This is a genomic window from Microbacterium sp. YJN-G (assembly GCF_015040615.1).
Taxonomy (GTDB): Bacteria; Actinomycetota; Actinomycetes; order Actinomycetales; family Microbacteriaceae; genus Microbacterium.
The window spans coordinates 974969-996218 of sequence record NZ_CP060402.1 but is presented as its reverse complement, the minus strand read 5'-3'; the positions used below and the strand labels follow the sequence as shown (position 1 = coordinate 996218).

The window sequence follows — 21250 nt, the reverse complement described above, 5'->3', positions numbered from 1 at the left end:
GTGTTCGTGCCCGCCCCCGTGACACGAGACCGGGCGGCGAACGGTTCAGCCGAGCGCGTGACGCACCACCGCGGTGCCGGATGCGTCGCGGATCTCGATCGAGCGGATGTCGGATTCGGGCAGCGCCGTTCCGGCCGAGAGGCGGGCCGTCGCGCCCGGCACGACGTTCCAGGTCGACAGCATGGTCGTCGTGCCGTCGGTGCTCACCACGGCCAGCACGTACTGTCCCTTCGCCCCGGCGGCCTGATACCCGTCGTACTCGCAGACGATGTCGAGCTTGGTGCCCCACGGCACCGTCGTCACCGCCACCGACGCGGTGACGGGTGCGCCGTCCACCGGCTGCATGGCGAGCGCCACCGGCGGGCGCGGTGCGAGCAGCGACACCGAGACGACGGTCGCGACGACGACCGCCGCGGCGATCCCGGATGCCCACACCACCAGTCGCCGGCGTGCACGGCGCTTCTCGCGGGCGGCGGCCAGCACGCGCACCGACCCCGAGTCGGTGACCTCGCCGGCCTGCTCAGCATCGGCGGCACTCAGCCGCGACAGCAGGGAGACTGTCGGACCCAGCTCTGCGACGGCCTCGCGGCAGAGTGCGCATCCGGCCAGGTGCTCTTCGAATTCGGCGCGCTCGGCCCCTGACAGCGCCCCCAGCGCGTAGGCGGCATCCCATGAGGCGTACCGCTCGTGATCCCGGTTCATCGGGTCACCCCTCTCTCCTGCAGCGCGAGACGCAGCGCCCGCAGCCCGTAGTGCATTCTCGATTTGACCGTGCCCTCGGGGATTCCCAGTCCCGATGCGATCTCGGCGACGCTGCGACCCCGGTAGTAGGCCGAGACCACCACGTCCCGATGATCGGCGCTGAGCGTGGCCAGCGCGTCCTGGATCAGCAGCGCGTCGAACAACCGGTCGGTCTGATCGTCGGTCGCACGCTCGGGGATCTCGGCCACCGGATGCTCATGCCGCCGCCGGGCACTGCGGGCCTCGTCGATCACGATGTGCCTGGCCACCGTGATCATCCACGCCCGCGACGTCGTCGGATCCTGCGCGAGGATCCGCGGCGTGCGCCACGCACGCAGCAGTGTCTCCTGCACGATGTCGTCCGCCGACCCGGTGCTGCCGGTGATGCTCACTACATACCGCCGGATCGGCCCCGCATGCAGCTCGTAGAGGGCCGTCAGCCGCTCATCGTCCTCTTCGGTCACAGAACGCCTCCTCACGATGAGCACGAGGCGGAGAGGTCTTCGGTTCACCGGTGAACCGGACAGGCGCGGACCGCGTTCTTCTCGTATGGACATCTTCGCCGACACCGACGCGTTCCGCATCGCCGGGCTGCCGCTGCATCCGCTGCTCGTGCACGCCGCAGTCGTGCTGACGCCGCTCACGGCCGTCGCTGTCGCGCTGGCCGCACTGTGGCCGGTGGCGCGCCGCCGGCTCGGCTACGCCCCGCCGATCGCCGCGCTGCTGGTGGCGGGTCTGGTGCCGCTGACCGTTTTGGCCGGTGAGGCGCTGGCCGACACGGTCGGCCGAACGCCGTCCGTCGTCACCCACGAGGCACTGGGGCTGATGCTGATCCCGTGGACGATCGCACTGCTCGTCGCCGCCGTCGCGGTGCAGGCCGCCGACCGGATGCTGCCGCGGCTGCGCCGCACGAAGCCCGCAGCCGCCAGGGCCGTCGGGGTGGCGGTCGCGGCGGCCGCGGTGGTTGCGGCGGGCGGCACGATCGTGGTGACCGTGCTGACCGGCGACGCCGGTGCCCGCTCGGTGTGGGGCGGCTGAGCCGCCACGCTCCGACTGCATCCGTCCGCCGGTCGGTCAGTACCGCGACCGGTTCAGTCCTGCGACCGGCTCAGCGCCGCCGCATCCGGATGGTCCAGATGACGAGGTCGGCGATCGCATCGATGATCAGCAGGATGCCGATGCCGCGGCCGAGCCGTGACCGGCCGCCGCTGAGCGCCACGCCCGCGGCGAGTTCGGCGGTGCTGACGGCAGCGCCCACCACGGGGCGCTTGCGCAGGAACCGGGCGATCCGCGCGACCGGCCGGTCGCGACGGGTCAGCGGGATCGTCTCGATGATCCCTCCGAGCAGCAGGTCGCCGGCTGTGCGCGCCCAGCCGCGCGGGGCGAAGCGACGCCCCGCCCCGTTCTCGTCGAATCCCGCGTCGATGAGCGAGACGGGCACGCCGAAGGCGGCGACGAAGGCGCGCAGTCGGGCATCCTCACCGGCGATGCCGCCGAGCGCCTCGGGCAGGCAGGCCTGCAGCGCCGCCTCGGCGTCGACCGCCTGGCCCATTCCCAGCGCGGTGAGGTCGTCGCGGGCGCCGTCCGCCTCACTCAGCATCCGCCGGTACAGTGCGGCGCTCTCGGGCACGGTGATCGCGTCGATGTCGAGCACGGGGCGCGTGAGGCGCTCGGCGTTCGGCCAGAACCCGGCGGCGAGGCCGTGCTCACCGGTCACCTCGACCCATGGCTCGCCGTGCTGCGGGATGTTGACCTCGATCACGGGCGCGTCGTCGCTCCCGCCGGTGACGGCGCCGCGTGCGCGGTCCGTGCGATACCGGTACGCCGACCACGTGCCGGCTTCGAGGTAGGCCACCTCGGTGTCCAGCAGCTGGGCAGTCACACGCGCTGCCCAGGGCCCCCTCCGCGAGAACTCCACCACGCGCACCGGCTCGGGGGCGAACAGGTCGCCATCGGCGTCGTCGGCATCCTCCGGCATCCCGAACCCGGTCAGCTCGTGCGGGGAGTCGGCCGGGTCGTCGAGGTGTTCGAACGCCTCGCCGTACTCCTGCTCGAGTTCCGCGTCGACGGCTTCGAGAGCCTCTTCGTCGAACTCGTCGAACTCGTCGTCGGTGAGGCCGAGCTGCAGGGCGAGTCCCTGGTCCGCGAACAGTCCGCCCAACTCGGACGCGCTGAGGTCGAAGCGCAGCCGGTCACCGTCGTCGAGGGCGACGACCGCGCCGCTCTCGGTGACCGGGATGAGCACGGTCATCTCATCGCCGTCGAAGCCGCGCACGGCGGCGAGCACGCGCTGATCGCGCAGGATGCGCTCGGTGTCGGCGCTCGGATCCGATCCGTCGCCGGAGTCGACGGATGCGTAGGTCACATGGAACGCGATCTGATCTGCTGGCACACCTCGAGGCTACCCGGCGACGGTGTGCGCGACATGGCAGCTATCCGGCCGGCGGCGTGAGCATCCCCTGGGTGAAGGCGGGATCGCCGAACATGGGCACCGAGAGGCACAGCGAGACGGCGAACATCGTCACGACGAATCCGACCAGCGGCACCCACCACGACGATGCACCGGCCCTCATCCTGCGCACCGAGAGCCAGACGGTGGCGGCGTAGCCGGCCATCAGCACGATCAGGGCGATGACGCCCCAGTTGCGGGCGGCGGCGACGTTCGTGAACTCGCCCTCGAGTCCGAGGATCCGCATCGACTCGGTGAGGGTGCGCGGCAGATCGAGGAACCCGGGGATGGAGGAGAGCACGTTGAACAGGCCGAAGCCGAGCAGAGCGAAGGTGACGAGGCGACCGGCTCCGCTCGTCGCGGGCCGCGCTGCGCTCGGGGCAGGCACGGGCGCCGGCGGGGCGGGAGGCGCGGGGTCGGCTCCCAGGGGCGGCAGGCCCGCGCGGATCCTCTGCTCGTCGGGAGTCGCGTACTCGCCGTACTGCGGCCGGTCGGTGCTCATGGCATCCACGTTAGCGGCCGCGCCTTGGGCCACGCCGTGAGGAGCGGATGCTTCGGCTAGCCGCGCGTCAGCGTGACGAGCGCCCGCCGAGCGCACGCTCGTCGCGCTTGCCGGCGGAATCCTGGCGAAGCTCCTTCGGCAGCGAGAACATGAGGTCCTCCTCGGCCGTGCGCACCTCTTCGACGTCGCCGTACCCGGCCTCGCTGAGCGCCTCTAGCACCTCCCGCACGAGCACCTCGGGCACGGAGGCGCCACTGGTGACGCCGACGGTGCGCACGCCGTCGAGCCACTCCTGCTGCACCTCGTCGGCGTAGTCGACGCGGTAGGCGGCCTTGGCGCCGTACTCCAGGGCGACCTCGACCAGGCGCACGCTGTTCGACGAGTTCGCCGAGCCGACCACGATCACCAGATCGGCATCCTTCGCGACCTTCTTGATCGCGACCTGGCGGTTCTGGGTGGCGTAGCAGATGTCATCCGACGGCGGATTGTGCAGCTCGGGGAACCGGGCGCGCAGCCGGTTGACCGTCTCCATCGTCTCGTCCACCGAGAGCGTGGTCTGCGACAGCCAGACGACCTTCGACGGGTCCTTCACCTGCACGGTGTCGGCCTCGTCGGGCGAGTTCACGATCGTGACGTGCTCGGGCGCCTCACCGGCGGTGCCCTCGACCTCCTCATGACCGTCGTGGCCGATGAGCAGGATCTCGTAGTCGTCGCGGGCGAAGCGCACGGCCTCGCGGTGCACCTTGGTCACCAGCGGGCAGGTCGCGTCGATCGCGTGCAGGCCGCGGTCGGCGGCGGCGTTCACGACAGCCGGCGAGACGCCGTGCGCGCTGAAGACGACGTGCGCGCCTTCGGGGACCTCGTCGACCTCTTCGACGAAGATCGCGCCCTTCTGCTCGAGCTCGGTGACGACGTGGATGTTGTGCACGATCTGCTTGCGCACGTACACCGGCGCCCCGTAGCGCTCCAGCGCCTTCTCGACGGCGACGACGGCCCGGTCGACACCCGCGCAGTATCCGCGCGGCGCCGCCAGCAGCACCCGCTTGTCACCGTCGACGGGACGGTTCTCCAGACGCGCGCGCTCGACGGCGCGACGGCGGCCGGGAACCTGCGGAAGCGGGAGGGAGACGGGTGCGGAAGTCACCCCTCGAGTCTACCGATCGCACCTGTCCGAAGGCCGGGAGTGGCCGGGATGCCGTCGGGAGCGGTCGGGATGCCGTCGGCGTCGGGGGCATCGTCGACAATGGAGAGCGTGACCGTCTTCGAAGCATCCGCGATCCCCGGTGAGCCGCCACCCGCGGACTCGGTCGCGCCACGCGACTCGACGGCCGACGCTCCGACCTCGGTGGCACGCCTGAACGGCACCATCCGCGACTTCATCGCCCGCTGGAACACCGTCTGGGTCGAGGGCGAGATCACCTCGTGGAACGTGCGCGCCGGCAACGTGTTCGCGCGGCTGAAGGACACCCGCTCCGACGCGCAGATCTCGATCCGGGTGTGGTCGAGCGTGCGCCCCCGCATCCCGGGCGACCTCGCCGTGGGCGACCACGTGGTCGCGGCGGTGAAGGCCGATTACTTCGTCAAGGGCGGCGACTTCAGCTTCATCGTCTCGGCCATGAAGCACGTGGGCCTCGGCGATCAGCTCGAGCGCCTCGAGCGCCTGCGCGCGCAGCTGCGCCAGGAGGGGCTGTTCGATCCGGCGCGCAAGAAGACTCTGCCGTTCCTGCCGCACTGCATCGGACTCATCACCGGCGAGCGGTCGGATGCCGAGAAGGACGTGCACCGCAACGCCGAGCTGCGCTGGCCGCAGGTGCGCTTCCGCACCGAGCATGTCGCCGTGCAGGGCGACCGGTGCGTGCCCGAGGTGCTCGCGGCTCTGGCACGGCTGGATGCCGATCCCGAGGTCGACGTGATCATCATCGCCCGTGGTGGCGGCGACCCGCAGACCCTGCTCGGGTTCAGCGACGAGCGCCTGGTGCGGGCGGTCGCCGCGGCGACCACTCCGGTGGTGAGCGCCATCGGGCACGAGAACGACCATCCGCTGCTCGACGACGTCGCCGATCTGCGCGCCTCGACCCCGACGGATGCCGCCAAGCGTGTGGTCCCCGATGTCGGCGAGCAGCGTGCCGTGATCGCGCAGCTGCGCGCCCGCGCCACGAGCCGGCTCACCCAGCGCATCAGTCACGACATCGCGCAGCTCGAACAGCTGCGCTCGCGCCCGGTGCTGCGCTCTCCCGATCCGATCATCGACGACCGGGCGCAGGAGATCTTCCTGCTGGCCTCCCGCGGACGCGACACCCTCGGCCGGCGGATGGATGCCGCGCAGCGCGCGACCGCCGAGCTGCGCGCCTCGCTGCGGGCTCTGTCGCCTGCGGCCACGCTGGCCCGCGGCTACGCCATCGCGCACCTCGACGACGGCCGCATCCTGCGCGACGCCGCAACGGCGCCGGCCGGGACGGCGCTCACAGTGACCGTCGAGCACGGCTCGCTGCGCGCCCGCTCCGAAGGAGAGGTCCCGGAAGCGCAGTAGCACCGCCGACGGCATCCGCACCTGGTCTGGGGCGTGCGAAGTGGGCGCCTTCGGGGCCCGGCGGGGGCTCTCTCCGTGCGCCGGTAGGATGGCAGGCGTGACTGCGTCCAACGACTCCCCCGTCGAATCGCTGTCGTTCGAGGCCGCCCGTGATGAGCTCGTGCGCGTGGTCGCCGAGCTCGAACAGGGTTCTCCGACGCTCGAGCACTCCCTGGCGCTGTGGGAGCGGGGCGAAGCCCTCGCCGCCCGCTGCGAGGAGTGGCTGCTGGGCGCGAAGCGCCGTCTGGACGCCGCCCGTGATGCGGCATCCGCCGGAGACGGGGAATGAGCAGGAAGCCCCGCGTCGTCGCCGGACTCGGCCGCCCCGAGACTCCGCAGGAGACCGCCGATCGCAAGGCCGAGTCCAGCCGGGTCTACCGCTCGAGCCAGACCTTTCGCAACCTCATCGCCGCGCTGATCGCCACCGTGGCCGTGGTCGCCGTCATCGTCTTCGCCGTGCCGAGGGGCGAGCCGACCGAGCGCCCGCTGATCGACGTGGCGAAGATCGCCGCCGACGTCGAGTCGACGTCTGAGCGACCCGTCGTCGTGCCCGAGCTCGGCGACTTCTGGCGGGTCAACGCCGCGGGCCTCGAAGGCGGAGCGGTGACGGTGTGGAACATCACGCTCGCGCCCTCCGGCGAGCGCGAGCGCGGGTTCATCCGCGTCGCGCAGGCGTTCGACGCCGACGTGACCTGGGCCCCGCAGGTCACCGGCGGCATGGCACCGACGGGCACGACCGAGATCGACGGCGTCACCTGGGACGTGTTCGACATGGGTGACCGCGGTACCGCGAACGTCACCTATGCGCTCGGCACCCAGGCCGGGCCCGACTACGTGCTGCTCTACGGCTCCCGCTCCGCGGACTCCACCAAGGAACTTGCTGAATCACTCACCGCGCAGTTGAGCGACCTGAAGGAGGCCGGATGACCACGACACTCACACCCGCTGAGGCCTGGACGAAGCTGATCGAGGGGAACAGGCGATTCGTCGCCGGCATCTCCCAGCACCCCAACCAGGACGCGCACCGCCGAGCCGAGATCGCGAACGGGCAGAACCCCTTCGCCACCTTCCTGGGCTGCTCCGACTCGCGCGTCGCCGCAGAGACCCTCTTCGATGTCGGGCTGGGCGACCTGTTCACCACCCGCAACGCCGGCCAGATGGTGACGGACTCCGCCGTGGCGAGCATCGAGTTTGCCGTCGCGCTGCTCGACGTGCCGCTGCTGATCGTGCTCGCGCACGACTCGTGCGGCGCGGTCGCCGCGGCCGTGCGCGGCACGGCGATCGACGCCGAGCCGATCCCGCCGAAGATCTGGAAGCTGATCGCGCCGATCGTCCCGGCGGCACGCCGCGTCCTGAAGGACGGTGGCGGCACATCCGTCGACGACATCGACCCCGAAGAGGTCGGACGCGAGCACCTGCGCGGAACCATCCTGGGGCTGCTGGCGTCGTCCGAGATCATCAGCGACGCCGTCGCCGAAGGCCGGCTGGCCATCGTGGGCGCCAAGTACCGTCTGACCGACGGCAGCGCCGTCCCGATCGCACAGGTCGGCCTCGCCGATTCCGACATCCCCTCACTCTCAAAGGAGCAGAAGTGACCGAGACCGAATTCCGCATCGAGCACGACACCATGGGTGAAGTGCGTGTGCCCGTGAACGCCTTGTACAGCGCGCAGACCCAGCGTGCCGTGGAGAACTTCCCGATCTCGGGCAAGGGCCTCGAGTCGGCGCAGATCGCCGCGCTCGCGCGCATCAAGAAGGCCGCGGCTCTCGCGAACAAGGAGCTCGGCACCCTCGACGGTGCGATCGCCGACGCGATCGCGCAGGCCGCCGACGAGGTGGCCTCGGGCAAGCACGACCGCGAGTTCCCCGTCGACACGTACCAGACCGGTTCGGGTACGTCGTCGAACATGAACATGAACGAGGTGCTCGCGAACCTCGCCACCGGCATCCTCGGTTCGGCCGTGCACCCGAACGACCACGTCAACGCGTCGCAGTCGTCGAACGACGTCTTCCCGACGTCAGTGCACATCGCCGTCACGCAGGCGCTGATCGACACCCTCATCCCCTCGCTCGACCACCTCGCCGTGGCGCTGGAGGCCAAGGCCGAGCTGTGGAAGGAGGTCGTCAAGTCGGGCCGTACGCACCTGATGGATGCCACCCCCGTCACCCTCGGCCAGGAGTTCGGCGGGTACGCCCGCCAGCTGCGCCTGGGCATCGAGCGCGTGCAGGCGGCGCTCCCCCGCGTCGCCGAGGTGCCACTGGGCGGCACGGCCGTCGGCACCGGCATCAACACCCCGCTGGGCTTCCCGCAGAAGGTCATCGCGCTGCTCGCCGCCGAGACCGAGCTGCCGATCACCGAGGCGAAGGACCACTTCGAGGCGCAGGCCAACCGCGACGGCCTCGTCGAGGCATCCGGTGCGCTCCGCACGATCGCCGTCTCGCTCACGAAGATCAACAACGACCTGCGCTGGATGGGCTCGGGCCCGAACACCGGCCTCGGCGAGCTGCACATCCCCGACCTGCAGCCGGGTTCGTCGATCATGCCGGGCAAGGTCAACCCGGTCGTGCCGGAGGCCGTGCTCATGGTCTGCGCCCGTGTCATCGGCAACGACGCCACGGTCGCCTGGGCGGGAGCATCCGGCTCCTTCGAGCTCAACGTCGCCATCCCCGTGATGGGCACCGCGCTGCTCGAGTCGATCCGCCTGATCTCGAACGCCGTGCGCGTGCTCGCCGACAAGACCATCGACGGCCTGGAGGCCAACGTCGAGCGCGCCGCCGCCTTCGCCGGCATGAGCCCGTCGATCGTGACCCCGCTGAACAAGGTGATCGGCTACGAGGCCGCCGCGAAGATCGCCAAGCACGCCGTCGCCAAGGGCATCACCGTGCGTGACGCCGTGATCGACCTCGGCTACGTCGAGCGCGGCGAGATCACCGAAGAGGTGCTCGACCAGAAGCTCGACCTGCTGTCGATGACGCACGCCGGCTGACCCGCCGCGCGTCCGCGCCCCGATTTGCTGAGCCCGTCCCGATCTGCTGACCTTCTCACCTGATTCGTCAGCAGATCGGGCGAAGGTCAGCAGATCGGGGCGTCGTTCTTTCTGCACAGACGTCGGAATCCGCCGAGTTCTTCACAACACCTGGGATGTGGGCCCGACGGATGCCCCAGCACTCAGCATGCTGTTGGGCATGCTCTCAGCCTCTGACACCATCCGAATCCTCGGCGGCATCGCCCGCGGAGCACACCTCCAGACGCTCGGCTTCACCCGCCGGGCACTGTCGTCGTGTGTGCAGCGCGGAGAGATCGAGCGGATCCGCGATGGTGTCTTCGCCGTCGCGCCGCTGCATGCCGATATCAGGGCCGCCACCGCGCACGGTGGCGCACTGAGCTGCGCGAGTGTGCTGCAACTGCTGGGGGTGTGGGTGCTCGAGCCGGTGACCGTGCCGCACGTATGGCTCGGGGCCGATCGCCACGCCCACCCCCACGACGCGTGCGTGTGCGTCTCGCACTTCTATCGTGGCCGGCCACCGCTCGGACGCACCGGCGTGATCACGGCCCTGCTGCATCTGCGTCGCTGCCAGGGCGACGAGGCCTTCTTCGCCGCGTACGAGTCGGCGTGGCGCAAGCGGCTGCTCTCGAAGACCGCCCGGGCGAGAGTTCGCGACGGTCTGCCGGCATCCGCTCGCTGGCTCGTCGATTTGGCCAGGCCGGATGCCGACAGCGGACTGGAGTCCCTTCTCCGTCTGCGACTTCACATCCTCGGCATCCGGCTCGAATGCCAGGTCGTCATCACCGGAGTGGGGAAGGTCGATTTCGTGATCGGCGGACGGCTGATCCTCGAGGCGGACGGCAAGGAGAACCACGACGGCGAGTCGATGCGGCACAAGGATCTGGTGCGCGACGCCGCCGCATCACGCCTCGGATACGAGACACTCCGCTTCGACTACGCGCAGATCGTCTACGACTGGCCGTCGGTCCAGTCGGCGATCATGAGCGCGCTGCGTCGAATCACAGCTCGCCCCTGACCCGATCTGCTGAGTTCGACCCGATCTGCTGATGTTTCTCGCAAATACTTCAGCAGATCGGGTCAACCTCCGCAGACCGGGGAAGGGCGGATGCGGTCAGCTGAGCTCTCCGCCCTCCAGCAGCTGGGTCACCAGCGCGGCGATCGCCGAGCGCTCGGACCGGGTGAGGGTGACGTGGCCGAACAGCTCGTGGCCCTTGAGCGTCTCGATCACACTGGCGATGCCGTCGTGGCGGCCGACCCGCAGGTTGTCGCGCTGGCCGACGTCGTGGGCCAGCACCACCCGCGAGTTCTGGCCCATGCGGCTGAGCACCGTCAGCAGCACGTTGCGTTCGAGCGACTGCGCCTCATCCACGATCACGAACGCGTCGTGCAGCGAGCGGCCGCGGATGTGCGTGAGCGGCAGCACCTCGAGCATCCCGCGCTCCACGACCTCGTCGAGGACGTTGCCCGAGACGACCGAGCCGAGCGTGTCGTAGACCGCCTGCCCCCAGGGCCCCATCTTCTCGCCCTGGTCGCCGGGCAGATAGCCGAGCTCCTGCCCGCCGACGGCGAACAGCGGCCGGAAGACGATGATCTTCTTCTGCTGCTGCCGCTCGAGCACCGCCTCGAGTCCGGCACACAACGCCAGTGCCGACTTTCCGGTGCCGGCGCGTCCGCCCAGCGACACGATGCCGACCTCGGGATCGAGCAGCAGGTCGATGGCGATGCGCTGCTCGGCCGAGCGGCCGTGCAGGCCGAACACCTCGCGGTCGCCGCGCACCAGGCGGAACTCGCCGTCGCCGACGACCCGGCCCAGCGCCGATCCGCGCTCGGAGTGGATGATGAGGCCGGTGTTCACGGGTACGCCGCGCACGTCGTCGCTCAGGCCGACCTCGCTCTCGTACAGGTCGGCCATGTCGTCTCCCGACAGGTCGACTGAGGCGATCCCGGTCCAGCCCGAGTCGACGGCCTGCTCGGCCAGGTACTCCTCGGCGGTCAGGCCGAGCGACGCGGCCTTGACCCGCATCGGCAGGTCCTTCGACACGATCGTGACGTCCTGGCCGTCCTGCGCGAGCTGGGCGGCGGTGGCGAGGATGCGGCTGTCGTTGTCGCTGAGGCGGATGCCGGCCGGCAGGATCGACATGTCGGCGTGTCCGAGCTCGACACGCAGGGTGCCGCCCTCGCCCACCTCGACGGGGAAGTCGAGTCGCCCGTGCTCGATGCGCAGCTCGTCGAGGTGACGCAGCGCGCGGCGCGCGAAGTAGCCGAGCTCGGGGTCGTGGCGCTTGGCCTCGAGTTCGGTGATCACCACGACCGGGAGGACGATGGAGTGCTCCGCGAATCGGAACAGGGCCTGCGGGTCGCTGAGCAGCACGGATGTGTCGAGCACATATGTGCGAAGAGCCGTGTCATCCTGTGACACGGCTCCGGTCCTGACGGCCCTGCGGGTGGACTGCTGCTGCGCTGAACGTGTGGTCACGATCCACTCCTACCCGGGAGAATCCCGGCTCTGCAGCGAGTCGACCAGGGCCACGAGTCGCGAACCTGAGGCCGACTCGATCGGGCGCGGTGCCCGATGCCTTGACCGTACGGCTCGGCGGCCAGGACGCGGGATGCGACACGCGGGCGTGTCGGCTTAACTTCGCCCCAACCTCAGGTGAACGTCAGCGCTGCGCGAGGGCCTCGTCGAGCATCCGCAGCGTCTCGGCGCTGGTTCCCGCGTGCGCCGCGACGCGCACGGCCCCGGCACGCACCGTCGCTGTCACGCCGCCGGCCGCGAGAGCGGCGCCGACGGCATCCGAGTCGTCGGGCAGCAGCGAGACTATGCCGGCCCGGCTTCCCGGGTCGTGCGGGGCGGCCACGCGGATGCTGTGCCGCTCGGCGATCGCAAGCAGCTCGTCGGTCTGTGTGGCGACCTGTCGTGCGATGCCCGGGATGCCGACGGCGCGCAGCTCGTCGAGCGCGGCCGCCAGCCGGGCGACGGCGAGATGGTCGGGAACGCTCGTGCTGAACGCGCGGGCGTTGTGGGCAGGCGGCGGCACCGGACCGCTGAACGGTCCGTCGGCCTCGAGGCCGGTGATGCCGCTGAGCACGGGGCGGAGCCGCTCCTGCGCCCGTGCGGAGAACCGGGCGAAGCCGGTGCCGCGTCCGGCGCGAAGCCACTTGTATCCGTGCCCTGCGATGACATCGGCGGACTGCCAGTCCTCCTCGACCACGCCGAAGGACTGCACGGCGTCGACGATCAGCAGCCGCTCGGGGCCGATCAGCTCGCGCAGCGCCGCCAGGTCTGCCCGGTAGCCGGTGCGGTAGTCGACATGGCTGACCGCGACGGCCGTGACCTCGTCGTCGAGCGCTGCGGCCACGGCATCCGTCGTCACCCGGCCATCGGCCGGCTCGATCCAGCGTGCGGTCAGCTCACCGCGCGAGGCGTCGGCCGCGCGCTGCAGCGTCAGGCTGATGCTGGGGAACTCCGACGCAGATGCGATCACCGTGCCCGAAAGCCCGTAGAACGCGTGCTGCAGGACGTCGGTCGAGCTGGGGCGCAGCACCACCTCGGACCGCTCCGCGCCCAGCAGCAGCGCCAGCGATTCGAGGGCGTCGGCGGCTCGCCCGTACACGCTCAGATGCTCGCGCGCACGCCAGCCGCCGAGCGTCTCGACCGCCTCGTGCATGCTCTCGCGCACCACCGGCGACAGCGGCCCGAAGGCCGCCCAGTTCAGGTATCCGGTCTCGCCGCGGAACGTGGCGACGTAGTCATCCAGCGCGCTCATCCGACCAGTCTCTCCGATCAGCGCCCGAATCGGCGGTCTCGGTCGGCGTAGTCGCGGATCGCACGCAGGAAGTCGACCTCGCGCAGGTCAGGACCGAGCGCCTCGACGAAGTAGAACTCGCTGTGCGCGCTCTGCCACAGCAGGAAGTCGCTGAGCCGCTGCTCGCCGCTGGTGCGGATGACGAGGTCGGGGTCGGGCTGACCGCCCGTGTAGAGGTGCTCGCCGATCATCTCGGGGGTGAGCTGGGCTGCCAGGTCTTCCAGGGTGCCGCCGGAGGCGTTGTGCTGGGCGATGATGCTGCGCACCGCGTCGACGATCTCGTTGCGGCCGCCGTAGCCGACGGCGAGGTTCACGTGCAGACCGGTGTGCCCGGCCGTGCGCTGCTGGGCGTCATCGAGCACGCGCGACAGCTCGGGCGGGAGGATGTCGGCCCGCCCCACCCGCTGCACGCGCCAGTTGCCGTGCCGGGCGAGGGTGTCGGCCAGTTCGGCGATGATCTCGATGAGGTCGCCGATCTCCTTCGAGTCGCGCTTGGTGAGGTTGTCGGCCGAGAGCAGGTAGAGCGAGACCACGGGCACGCCGAGCTCGTCGCACCAGCCGAGGAACTCGCGCATCTTGGCCGCACCGGCCCGGTGCCCGTCGGCGGCGGACTCGTAGCCGAGCTGACGCGCCCAGCGCCGGTTCCCGTCGATCATCATGGCGACGTGGTGCGGGACGGATGCGGGATCGATCCGGCGACGAAGACGGTTGCCGTACAGCCGATAGAGGGGCCCCCGCCCCGAGCTCTCTCGTGCACTCACGTGCCTACGCTACCTCCCCCGGCTCGAAGGCACCGGCTGCGCCCAGCATATGTACGGCTCGCGGAATGTGGCGGAGCCTAGAGTGAGCACGTGAGCACCCGAGCCGACGACGGTCCCGAAGTCCCCCAGCTCCCCCTGCTCGATGCGGCCGCGAAGGATGCCGCTGTCGAGATCAAACCCAGTTGGCGGGGCTGGATCCACGCGGGCACCTTCCCCGTCGCGGTCGCCGCAGGAATCGTGCTCATCGTGCTCGCCCAGGGGACGCCGGCGAAGTGGGCAGCCGCGGTCTTCATGGCGACCTCGCTGCTGCTGTTCGGCAACTCCGCCGTGTATCACCGCTTCAACTGGGGCCCGACGGTCAAGGCGGTGCTCAAGCGCATAGACCACGCGAACATCCTGCTGCTGATCGCCGGCACCTACACGCCGATCGCCGTCCTCGCGCTCGAACCGGGCAAGGGCGCGCTGCTGCTGGGCCTGGTATGGAGCGGTGCGCTGCTCGGCATCCTGTTCCGGGTGTTCTGGATCAACGCACCGCGCTGGCTGTACGTCGCGCTCTACCTGGTGCTCGGCTGGGCGGCTGTGATGTACATGGTCGATCTCGTCATCGCCAACGTCGCGATGATGGTGCTCGTGTGCGTGGGCGGAGTGCTGTACACGATCGGCGCCGTGATCTACGCCATGAAGCGCCCGAACCCGTGGCCCGGGCACTTCGGCTTCCACGAGATCTTCCACGTCTGCACAGTGCTGGCGTTCCTGTGCCACTGGACGGCATGCCTGCTCATCTCGCTCGCCCCGTACTCCCCTTCGCTGGGCCTGCCCGGCTGACCGGCATCCGGCGTCATCCCGGCGCGCGGCGGCGCGCTTCCGTGGCATCCTGACTGTCGACGAACTGGAGGACCACCATGGCCGATGTCGAGAGCTTCACCCTGGATCACACCGCCGTCAAGGCGCCGTACGTGCGCCTGATCGGCGTCGAGCACGGGCCCAAGGGCGACGCGATCTCGAACTTCGACGTGCGCTTCGTGCAGCCCAACGAGGGTGAGATCCCCACGGCAGGCCTGCACACGATCGAGCACACGCTGGCCAGCGTGCTGCGCGATCACATCGACGGCGTCATCGACATCTCGCCGTTCGGATGCCGCACGGGCTTCCACCTGATCATGTGGGGCGAACCGGCCGTCGCCGATGTCGTCGCCGCCGTGCGCGCCGGTCTGGAGTTCATCGCCGGTCCCGCCGAATGGAAGGACGTGCCAGGCGTCTCGGCCGTGGAGTGCGGCAACTACCGCGACCACAGCCTGCACAGCGCCAAGGAGTGGTCGAAGCGGATCCTCGATCAGGGCATCAGCCTCGACGCGTTCAAGCGCGTCGGCGTCTGAGCCTCGCCGCTCAGCGTCAGGCGCGCGGGGAGTCGCCCTGCGTGCCTTCGTCGGATGCGGTGCCCGCGTCCGACGCGGTGCCCTCGCCCGCCGCGGTGCCGTCGCCCGCATCCTTCGCGGAGGCCTCCTCGGCATCCAGTTCGGCGCGCACCTCTTCCCGGTACCGCACGCGGCGGATGCGGCGGTTCATGTCCCAGATGAGCAGCGCGACGGCGGCGACGATGACGACGATGAACGCGAATCCCTCGAAACCGGGGGTCACCGAATCGGGATCCACGGTCATCACCGGGGTCGGCATCGGGGTCTGATCGCCGAACGGGAGCATCGGTCCGCCTTTCCTCCGCAGGTCGCATAACCTGGGAGTACCAGCCTATCCGCCGACCGAGAACCAGGAGTGCCGTGACCACCGCGCGCGAACTCGATGAGCGCTACGGCCGCACCGGCCGTCGCCGGCTGCCGTGGATCATCGGCGGCATCCTCGCGGTCGCCGTCGTGGGGGTGTTCGGATGGATGACCGTCACGACCCAGATGAATGCGGTGGATGCCGATGATCTGGGCTTCACCGTGACCGACGAACACAGCGTCGACCTGCGCTTCCAGTACACCGCTCCGCGTGGATCCGACGTTGTCTGCGTGCTGGAGGCGCTGGACCAGGAGTTCGGGATCGTGGGCTGGAAGATCCTCGAGATCCCGGCGACCGAGAGTCACACGCAGGCCGTCGATGTGCGTATCCCGACAGTGTCAAGGGCGACGACGAGTTTGGTGAGAACCTGCTGGGTCGCCTAGACTCTTGCGCAAGATGACCGACGCCCCGGCCCACGCCGGGGCGTCTTGGCATATCCCCCGAGCCAGGTACGACGGCCCGGATTCCCCCAAGCCCCTGAAGGGGCTCGCATCGAAGGAGCACGCTGTGTCCACAGACGCTCAGGTACCGTTCCTCACTCAGGAGGCCTACGACCGGCTCGTCGAAGAGCTCGAGCACCTCTCAACGGTCGGCCGAGACGAGATCGCGGAGCGCATCGAGGCCGCTCGCGAAGAGGGCGACCTCAAGGAGAACGGCGGCTATCACGCGGCCAAGGACGAGCAGGGCAAGCAGGAGGCGCGCATCCGCACCCTGCAGCAGCTGCTGAAGACCGCGAAGGTCGGCGAGGCACCCACCAGCCGCGGCATCGTCGAGCCCGGCACCGTCGTGACCGCGCTCGTGGCCGGCGACCAAGAGGTGTTCCTGCTCGGCTCGCGTGAGATCGCCGCCGGCGGCGACCTGGACGTGTACAGCGAGGCGAGCCCGCTCGGCCAGGCCATCATCGGCCTGAAGGTCGGCGAGAAGACCAGCTACGAGGCACCCAACGGCCGCGCCATCTCGGTCGAGGTCACCGGAGTCGAGACCTACACCGGTTGATCCCCACGGCCCTCCGGTCACCACGACACAGAACGGCGGAATGCTCCACACCGGAGCATCCCGCCGTTCTCGTCTGTCTGCGTGATCGCGCGCGACCGCGCGGATCAGTCCGGGACGATCTGCGGGTCGAATCCCGCCGCACGCAGCGTGTCCAGGGCCAGCTGGGTGTGCTCGGGTCCGCGGGTCTCGATCGACAGCTGCAGGATCATGTCGCTGATCTGCAGCCCATGGCCGTGCCGCGTGTGCAGCACCTCCATGACGTTCGCGCCCACCTCGGCGAGACTCTCCGACACCTTGGCGAGCTGACCGGGGCGGTCGGGCAGCGGCACGCGCACCGTGGCGTACCGGCCGGATGCCGCCAGGCCGTGCGAGACGACCCGCTGCAGCAGCATCGGGTCGATGTTGCCGCCCGAGAGGATCGGCACGGTCTTGCCGGTGCCGGTGACCTTGCCGGCGAGGATCGCGGCGACGCCGACGGCGCCGGCCGGCTCGACGACGACCTTGGCGTGCTCGAGGAGCATCAGGATGGCGCGGGCGATGTCATCCTCGGAGACCGTGACGACCTCGTCCACGAGGTCGCGGATGATCTCGAATGGGATCGCGCCAGGGCGTGCGACCAGGATGCCGTCGGCGATGGTCGGATGGGTCGTGATCTCGACCGGATGCCCCGCTTCGAGCGAGGGCGGCATCGCCGCGGCGTTCTCGGACTGCACGCCGATGATCCGCACCGTGCGGCCCGCGGCCGCGGCCGCCTGCTTGATGGCCGCGGCGACGCCGGCGATGAGGCCCCCGCCGCCGATGCCCATGATGACCGTGTCGACGTCGGGCACGTCCTGGAGGATCTCGAGCCCGAGGGTGCCCTGGCCGATGACGACGTCGCGGTGGTCGAACGGCGGGACGAGCACGGCGCCGGTACGCTCGGAGAACTCGGCTGCCAGCCGCAGCGAGGTGGCCACGGTCTCGCCCTCGAGCACGACCTCGGCGCCGTAGCCGCGGGTGGCCAGCAGCTTCGGCACCGGCACGCCCAGCGGCATGAAGATCGTGGCGGGGATGCCGAGCGACTGGGCGGCGAGGGCGACGCCCTGGGCGTGGTTGCCGGCCGAGGCCGCCACCACGCCGCGCGAGCGCTCCTCGGCGGTGAGCTGGCCGAGCCGGTAGGTTGCGCCGCGCACCTTGAACGAGCCCGTTCGCTGCAGGTTCTCCATCTTCAGCAGCACCGGTGAGCCCAGCACGTCGCTGAGCGCGCGCGACAGCTCGGTCGGTGTGTGCGAGATCACGCCGGCGAGGCTCTCGGCCGCGGCAGTGAACTCGTCCAGGCTCGGGACTTCGATCATCGATTCCTCCTTGTCCGCTCGCGCGGCACTGTGCTCCAGATGAGATCGGCGGCGGGCTCTTCGCCCGTGCGCCAGGCGCCGGTGCTGATCGTCACCGCCGCCACGTTGATGAATGCCGCCAGCGGCACCGCGAACAGCGCGCCGGGGATGCCCGCGATCATGGCGCCGCCTGCGACCACCAGCACGACCGCCAGCGGGTGCACCTTGACGGCGGACCCCATCAGGATCGGCTGCAGCAGGTGTCCCTCCGCCTGCTGCACGAGCAGCACGACGCCGAGCATGGCCAGGGCGATCAGCGGGCCGTTGTAGATCAGGGCGAGGAACACCGCCACGGCGCCGGTCACGACGGCTCCGACGATCGGCACGAACGAACCGAGGAAAACCAGCACGGCGACAGGGATGGGCATCGGCACGCCCAGGATCGCGGCGCCGGCGCCGATGCCGACCGCGTCGATGCCGGCGACCAGCAGCTGCGTGCGCGCATAGTTGATCACGGTCGACCAGCCGTTGCGCGCTGCGGCGTCGGCCGCGGGGCGGGCGGTGCGCGGGAAGAGCTTCAGCGTCCATCTCCAGATGCCGCCGCCGTCGGCGAGCAGGCAGATCAGGATGAACAGCGACAGCAGCGCGCCGGTGACGATGTGGGCGGCGGTGCCCGTGATGGCCAGCGCGCCGTTGAGCAGCAGGTCGGCCTGCTCGTTGAGCAGCTCCATCCCCTTGCGGATGTACTCGTCGATCTGGTCTTCTGTCAGGTGCAGCGGGCCCTCGAGCAGGAACTGACGCAGCTGCTCGATCGCCTCCTGGGTCTTGATCTGCACGTCTGGCAGCTGCTCGCGCACCTGCCAGACGACCAGCCAGAACAGCCCCGTGACCACGCCGAGCGCTGCGACCACGGTGATCGCGATGGACAGCCAGCGCGGGAATCTGGCGCGGAGCATCAGCTGGAATATGGGCCACAGTAGCGCGGTGATGAGGATGCCGACCATCAGCGGGATGACCAGCAGCTTGAGCAGCATCACCAGCCAGATGAACAGGGCGATGACGCCCGCGATCACCAGCAGCCGCCAGGAATAGGCGGCGGTCACCCGCAGCGGTCTGGGAACGGATTCGTCGACCTCTGTGGTGATCGTCCGATCCGTGACGGGCGGGTAGTGACGGAACGGATTCCGGAACCTCGGCCTGCGCTCGTCGCTCATCGCTCAATTCTACGTACCGCCGCTGAGCGCACACCGCTGCGTGTCGGCGGCTGCGGATAGCCTGGCCGGATGACATCGACCGCACCCACGCTCAGCGCCGCCGAGGCGCGGCGCATGTCGCTCGCGGCGCAGGGCCTCTCGCGGCGCAGACCGGATGCCGTCTCGGCACGGCACCTGCACCGGGCGATGGAGCGCCTCGGCGTGCTGCAGATCGACTCCGTCAACGTGTTCGCGCGGTCGCACTACATGCCGATGTTCTCGCGGCTCGGCTCGTACGACCCGGCGCTGTTGGATCGCACGTTCCTTTCTCGCACCAGCCACTACGTCGAGTACCTCGCGCACGAGGCGGCGTTCATGCCCGTGGCCGACTGGGCGCTCTGGCGGTTCCGGATGGACCACTGGCGCAAGCGGGCATCCGACTCCGGCCAGTGGATGCACGCCCATGCCCGAACCTTGGACTGGGTGCGGGCCGAGCTGCGCGATCGCGGGCCGCTGCGGCCCGGCGATCTGCGCGAGGACGCACCCCGCCCGCGTGGGCCGTGGTGGGACTGGGACGACGCCAAGCGCGCCCTCGAGCACCTCTGGCGGTGCGGCGAGGTGGCGATCGCGGGGCGCAGCGGTTTCGAACGGCGCTACGGTCTCGCCGAGCACGTGATCCCCGCCGAGGTGCTGGCGTCTGCCATGCCCGAGCAGGATGCCGTGCGCGAGCTCGTGCGCCGCGCGGCGCGCTCCTACGGCGTCGCGACCGTCGCCGATCTCAGCGACTACTACCGGCTGCGCGATCAGGCGACCGTTCGCTCGGCCGTCGCCGAGCTGGTCGACGCCGGCGAGCTGGAACGGGTCACGGTGCGCGGCTGGGAGCGCGGCGGACGGCAGATCCCGGCGTGGCGGCATCGCGACGCCGCCCTCCCCCGCCGCATCGATCGTGCCGCGCTGCTGACGCCGTTCGACCCGGTGGTGTGGTTCCGCGACCGGGCGCTGCGCGTGTTCGGCCTGGACTACCGCATCGAGATCTACGTTCCTGCCGAGAAACGCCGGTACGGCTACTACTCGCTGCCCGTCCTGGTCGGCGACCGCATCGTGGCCCGGGTCGATCTGAAGGCCGACCGGGCGGCGTCGGTGCTGCGGGTGCAGTCGGCGTGGTGGGAGCCGCGGGCGCATCCGGATGCCGATGCCGAGCGGATCGCCGAGGAGCTCACCCGTGCCGCCCTGTGGCAGGGGCTGGAGCGCATCAGCGTGTCCGGATGGGGCGATGCGGCGGATGCTCTCACTCATGCGTTCCATGGACGTGAGACGCCCGTGGAACGGCACGTGCACCCACGGGAGCGAGCCGCTTCAGCATGCATGGGTCCCTGAGCCCGTCGAAGGGCCCCGTTCAGGGTGCTTCGACAGGCTCAGCAACCCAACTGCGGACGGACAGACCGTTCAGGGTGCTTCGACAGGCTCAGCAACCCAGCAGCGGACGAATGACCGGAGTCTGTTCAGGGTGCTTCGACAGGCTCAGCAACCCAGCATTGAGCCTCTTCGTGTCAAAACTGGACGCGGGGCGGTTCGGAGATCGCGCTGTCGTCGGCGACCTCGAAGAACTCGCGCTCGGTGAAGCCGAGCCCGCGGGCGAACATGTTGTTCGGGAAGACCTTGATCTTGGTGTTCAGCTCACGCACGCCGCCGTTGTAGAAGCGGCGAGCGGCCTGGATCTTGTCCTCGGTGTCGACGAGCGAGTGCTGCAGCTGCAGGTAATTCTGGCTCGCCTGAAGCTGCGGGTACGCCTCGGCGACCGCGAAGAGGCTGCGCAGCGCCTGCTGCAGATGCCCCTCGGCGATGCCCGCTTCTGCAGGTCCGGTCGCGGAAAGCGTCTCGGCGCGGGCGCGGGTGACCCCTTCGAAGACGGACTTCTCGTGCGACGCGTAGCCGCGTACCGTCTCGATGAGGTTCGGAATGAGATCGGCCCGGCGCTTCAGCTGCACGGTGATGCCGCTCCACGCCTCATCGACGCGCACGTTCAGCTGTACGAGCGAGTTGTACGTCGACCACAGGTAGATCCCGACGAGCGCGAGCACTCCGACGACGATCAGTACCGGCCACAGCCATTCCATGCGAAGCCCCCTCTTGG

General features: G+C 70.0%; 24 protein-coding genes. 12 read left to right on the top strand and 12 right to left on the bottom strand.

Annotation, left to right across the window (positions count from 1 at the left end; translation table 11 throughout):
- Positions 1-45: 45 nt before the first annotated feature.
- Together H7694_RS04625 and H7694_RS04620 are read right to left on the bottom strand one after the other, a co-directional pair.
- Positions 46-702 carry an anti-sigma factor family protein gene (locus H7694_RS04625; RefSeq protein WP_193598375.1) on the bottom strand — a complete coding sequence of 219 codons (657 nt, stop codon included), beginning with the start codon at positions 700-702 and terminating at the stop codon, positions 46-48.
- On the bottom strand, positions 699-1205 hold the full coding sequence (locus tag H7694_RS04620; protein ID WP_227468288.1) for a sigma-70 family RNA polymerase sigma factor: 507 nt from the start codon (positions 1203-1205) through the stop codon (positions 699-701). The genes H7694_RS04625 and H7694_RS04620 overlap by 4 nt, the downstream gene beginning before the upstream one ends.
- Before the next feature lie 85 nt (positions 1206-1290).
- Here H7694_RS04620 and H7694_RS04615 point away from each other — a divergent pair, with 85 nt between their 5' ends.
- Positions 1291-1779: a DUF2231 domain-containing protein gene (locus tag H7694_RS04615; protein ID WP_193598373.1), complete on the top strand. Its 489-nt coding sequence runs from the start codon at positions 1291-1293 to the stop codon at positions 1777-1779.
- Between the two features lie 70 nt (positions 1780-1849).
- Here the strand turns inward: H7694_RS04615 and H7694_RS04610 are convergent, their stop codons facing one another.
- The 3 genes from H7694_RS04610 to H7694_RS04600 all read right to left on the bottom strand — a co-directional run bounded on the left by H7694_RS04610 (position 1850) and on the right by H7694_RS04600 (position 4764).
- Positions 1850-3133, bottom strand: a complete 1284-nt coding sequence (locus H7694_RS04610) for a hypothetical protein (protein ID WP_193598372.1) — start codon at positions 3131-3133, stop codon at positions 1850-1852.
- Positions 3134-3173: 40 nt separating this feature from the next.
- Complete coding sequence (locus tag H7694_RS04605; protein WP_193598371.1) at positions 3174-3692, bottom strand: DUF6264 family protein; 519 nt, start codon at positions 3690-3692, stop codon at positions 3174-3176.
- Between the two features lie 67 nt (positions 3693-3759).
- On the bottom strand, positions 3760-4764 hold the full coding sequence (locus tag H7694_RS04600) for a 4-hydroxy-3-methylbut-2-enyl diphosphate reductase (protein WP_413782934.1): 1005 nt from the start codon (positions 4762-4764) through the stop codon (positions 3760-3762).
- Between the two features lie 171 nt (positions 4765-4935).
- On the opposite strand from H7694_RS04600, the gene xseA reads away from it, so the two are divergent.
- The 6 genes from xseA (at position 4936) to H7694_RS04570 (ending at position 10283) form a co-directional block, all read left to right on the top strand.
- Positions 4936-6222: an exodeoxyribonuclease VII large subunit gene (xseA, locus tag H7694_RS04595; protein ID WP_193598369.1), complete on the top strand. Its 1287-nt coding sequence runs from the start codon at positions 4936-4938 to the stop codon at positions 6220-6222.
- Positions 6223-6310: 88 nt separating this feature from the next.
- The gene (locus H7694_RS04590) at positions 6311-6550 is read left to right on the top strand and encodes an exodeoxyribonuclease VII small subunit (RefSeq protein ID WP_193598368.1); all 240 of its coding nucleotides are present in this window, start codon (positions 6311-6313) and stop codon (positions 6548-6550) included.
- The gene (locus H7694_RS04585; protein ID WP_193598367.1) at positions 6547-7188 is read left to right on the top strand and encodes a DUF4245 family protein; all 642 of its coding nucleotides are present in this window, start codon (positions 6547-6549) and stop codon (positions 7186-7188) included. Before H7694_RS04590 ends, H7694_RS04585 begins: the two co-directional genes overlap by 4 nt.
- Entirely contained in the window at positions 7185-7856 is a 672-nt protein-coding gene (locus tag H7694_RS04580; protein WP_193598366.1) for a carbonic anhydrase, read from the top strand. The genes H7694_RS04585 and H7694_RS04580 overlap by 4 nt, the downstream gene beginning before the upstream one ends.
- Positions 7853-9247 carry a class II fumarate hydratase gene (locus tag H7694_RS04575; RefSeq protein WP_193598365.1) on the top strand — a complete coding sequence of 465 codons (1395 nt, stop codon included), beginning with the start codon at positions 7853-7855 and terminating at the stop codon, positions 9245-9247. The genes H7694_RS04580 and H7694_RS04575 overlap by 4 nt, the downstream gene beginning before the upstream one ends.
- A gap of 199 nt (positions 9248-9446) precedes the next feature.
- Positions 9447-10283, top strand: a complete 837-nt coding sequence (locus H7694_RS04570; protein ID WP_193598364.1) for an endonuclease domain-containing protein — start codon at positions 9447-9449, stop codon at positions 10281-10283.
- A gap of 96 nt (positions 10284-10379) precedes the next feature.
- On the opposite strand, the gene H7694_RS04565 is transcribed toward H7694_RS04570, so the two are convergent.
- The 3 genes from H7694_RS04565 to H7694_RS04555 form a co-directional block, all read right to left on the bottom strand.
- Positions 10380-11744, bottom strand: a complete 1365-nt coding sequence (locus H7694_RS04565; RefSeq protein WP_193598363.1) for a PhoH family protein — start codon at positions 11742-11744, stop codon at positions 10380-10382.
- A gap of 184 nt (positions 11745-11928) precedes the next feature.
- Entirely contained in the window at positions 11929-13035 is a 1107-nt protein-coding gene (locus tag H7694_RS04560; RefSeq protein WP_193598362.1) for an aminotransferase class V-fold PLP-dependent enzyme, read from the bottom strand.
- Positions 13036-13052: 17 nt separating this feature from the next.
- Positions 13053-13835, bottom strand: coding sequence for an isoprenyl transferase (locus H7694_RS04555; protein WP_193598361.1), 783 nt, complete (start codon positions 13833-13835; stop codon positions 13053-13055).
- A 90-nt stretch (positions 13836-13925) separates the two neighbouring features.
- On the opposite strand from H7694_RS04555, the gene trhA reads away from it, so the two are divergent.
- Together trhA and H7694_RS04545 are read left to right on the top strand one after the other, a co-directional pair.
- Positions 13926-14660 carry a PAQR family membrane homeostasis protein TrhA gene (trhA, locus tag H7694_RS04550; protein WP_193598360.1) on the top strand — a complete coding sequence of 245 codons (735 nt, stop codon included), beginning with the start codon at positions 13926-13928 and terminating at the stop codon, positions 14658-14660.
- A gap of 77 nt (positions 14661-14737) precedes the next feature.
- Positions 14738-15211 (top strand): S-ribosylhomocysteine lyase, encoded by a 474-nt coding sequence (locus H7694_RS04545; RefSeq protein ID WP_193598359.1) that lies wholly within the window; start codon positions 14738-14740, stop codon positions 15209-15211.
- A gap of 16 nt (positions 15212-15227) precedes the next feature.
- Here H7694_RS04545 and H7694_RS04540 read toward each other — a convergent pair whose 3' ends face one another.
- On the bottom strand, positions 15228-15536 hold the full coding sequence (locus tag H7694_RS04540) for a hypothetical protein (RefSeq protein ID WP_193598358.1): 309 nt from the start codon (positions 15534-15536) through the stop codon (positions 15228-15230).
- A gap of 74 nt (positions 15537-15610) precedes the next feature.
- Here H7694_RS04540 and H7694_RS04535 point away from each other — a divergent pair, with 74 nt between their 5' ends.
- Complete coding sequence (locus tag H7694_RS04535; protein ID WP_193598357.1) at positions 15611-15997, top strand: DUF4307 domain-containing protein; 387 nt, start codon at positions 15611-15613, stop codon at positions 15995-15997.
- Between the two features lie 124 nt (positions 15998-16121).
- Positions 16122-16610 carry a transcription elongation factor GreA gene (greA, locus tag H7694_RS04530; RefSeq protein WP_193598356.1) on the top strand — a complete coding sequence of 163 codons (489 nt, stop codon included), beginning with the start codon at positions 16122-16124 and terminating at the stop codon, positions 16608-16610.
- Between the two features lie 104 nt (positions 16611-16714).
- On the opposite strand, the gene ilvA is transcribed toward greA, so the two are convergent.
- Both ilvA and H7694_RS04520 read right to left on the bottom strand, forming a co-directional pair.
- Positions 16715-17944, bottom strand: a complete 1230-nt coding sequence (gene ilvA / locus H7694_RS04525; protein WP_193598355.1) for a threonine ammonia-lyase — start codon at positions 17942-17944, stop codon at positions 16715-16717.
- Positions 17941-19137, bottom strand: coding sequence for an AI-2E family transporter (locus tag H7694_RS04520; protein ID WP_193598354.1), 1197 nt, complete (start codon positions 19135-19137; stop codon positions 17941-17943). Before H7694_RS04520 ends, ilvA begins: the two co-directional genes overlap by 4 nt.
- Positions 19138-19206: 69 nt before the next feature.
- Between H7694_RS04520 and H7694_RS04515 the strand changes: the two genes are divergently transcribed.
- The gene (locus H7694_RS04515) at positions 19207-20493 is read left to right on the top strand and encodes a winged helix-turn-helix domain-containing protein (protein ID WP_193598353.1); all 1287 of its coding nucleotides are present in this window, start codon (positions 19207-19209) and stop codon (positions 20491-20493) included.
- Positions 20494-20666: 173 nt separating this feature from the next.
- Here the strand turns inward: H7694_RS04515 and H7694_RS04510 are convergent, their stop codons facing one another.
- Positions 20667-21233 (bottom strand): LemA family protein, encoded by a 567-nt coding sequence (locus H7694_RS04510; protein WP_193598352.1) that lies wholly within the window; start codon positions 21231-21233, stop codon positions 20667-20669.
- Positions 21234-21250: the final 17 nt, after the last annotated feature.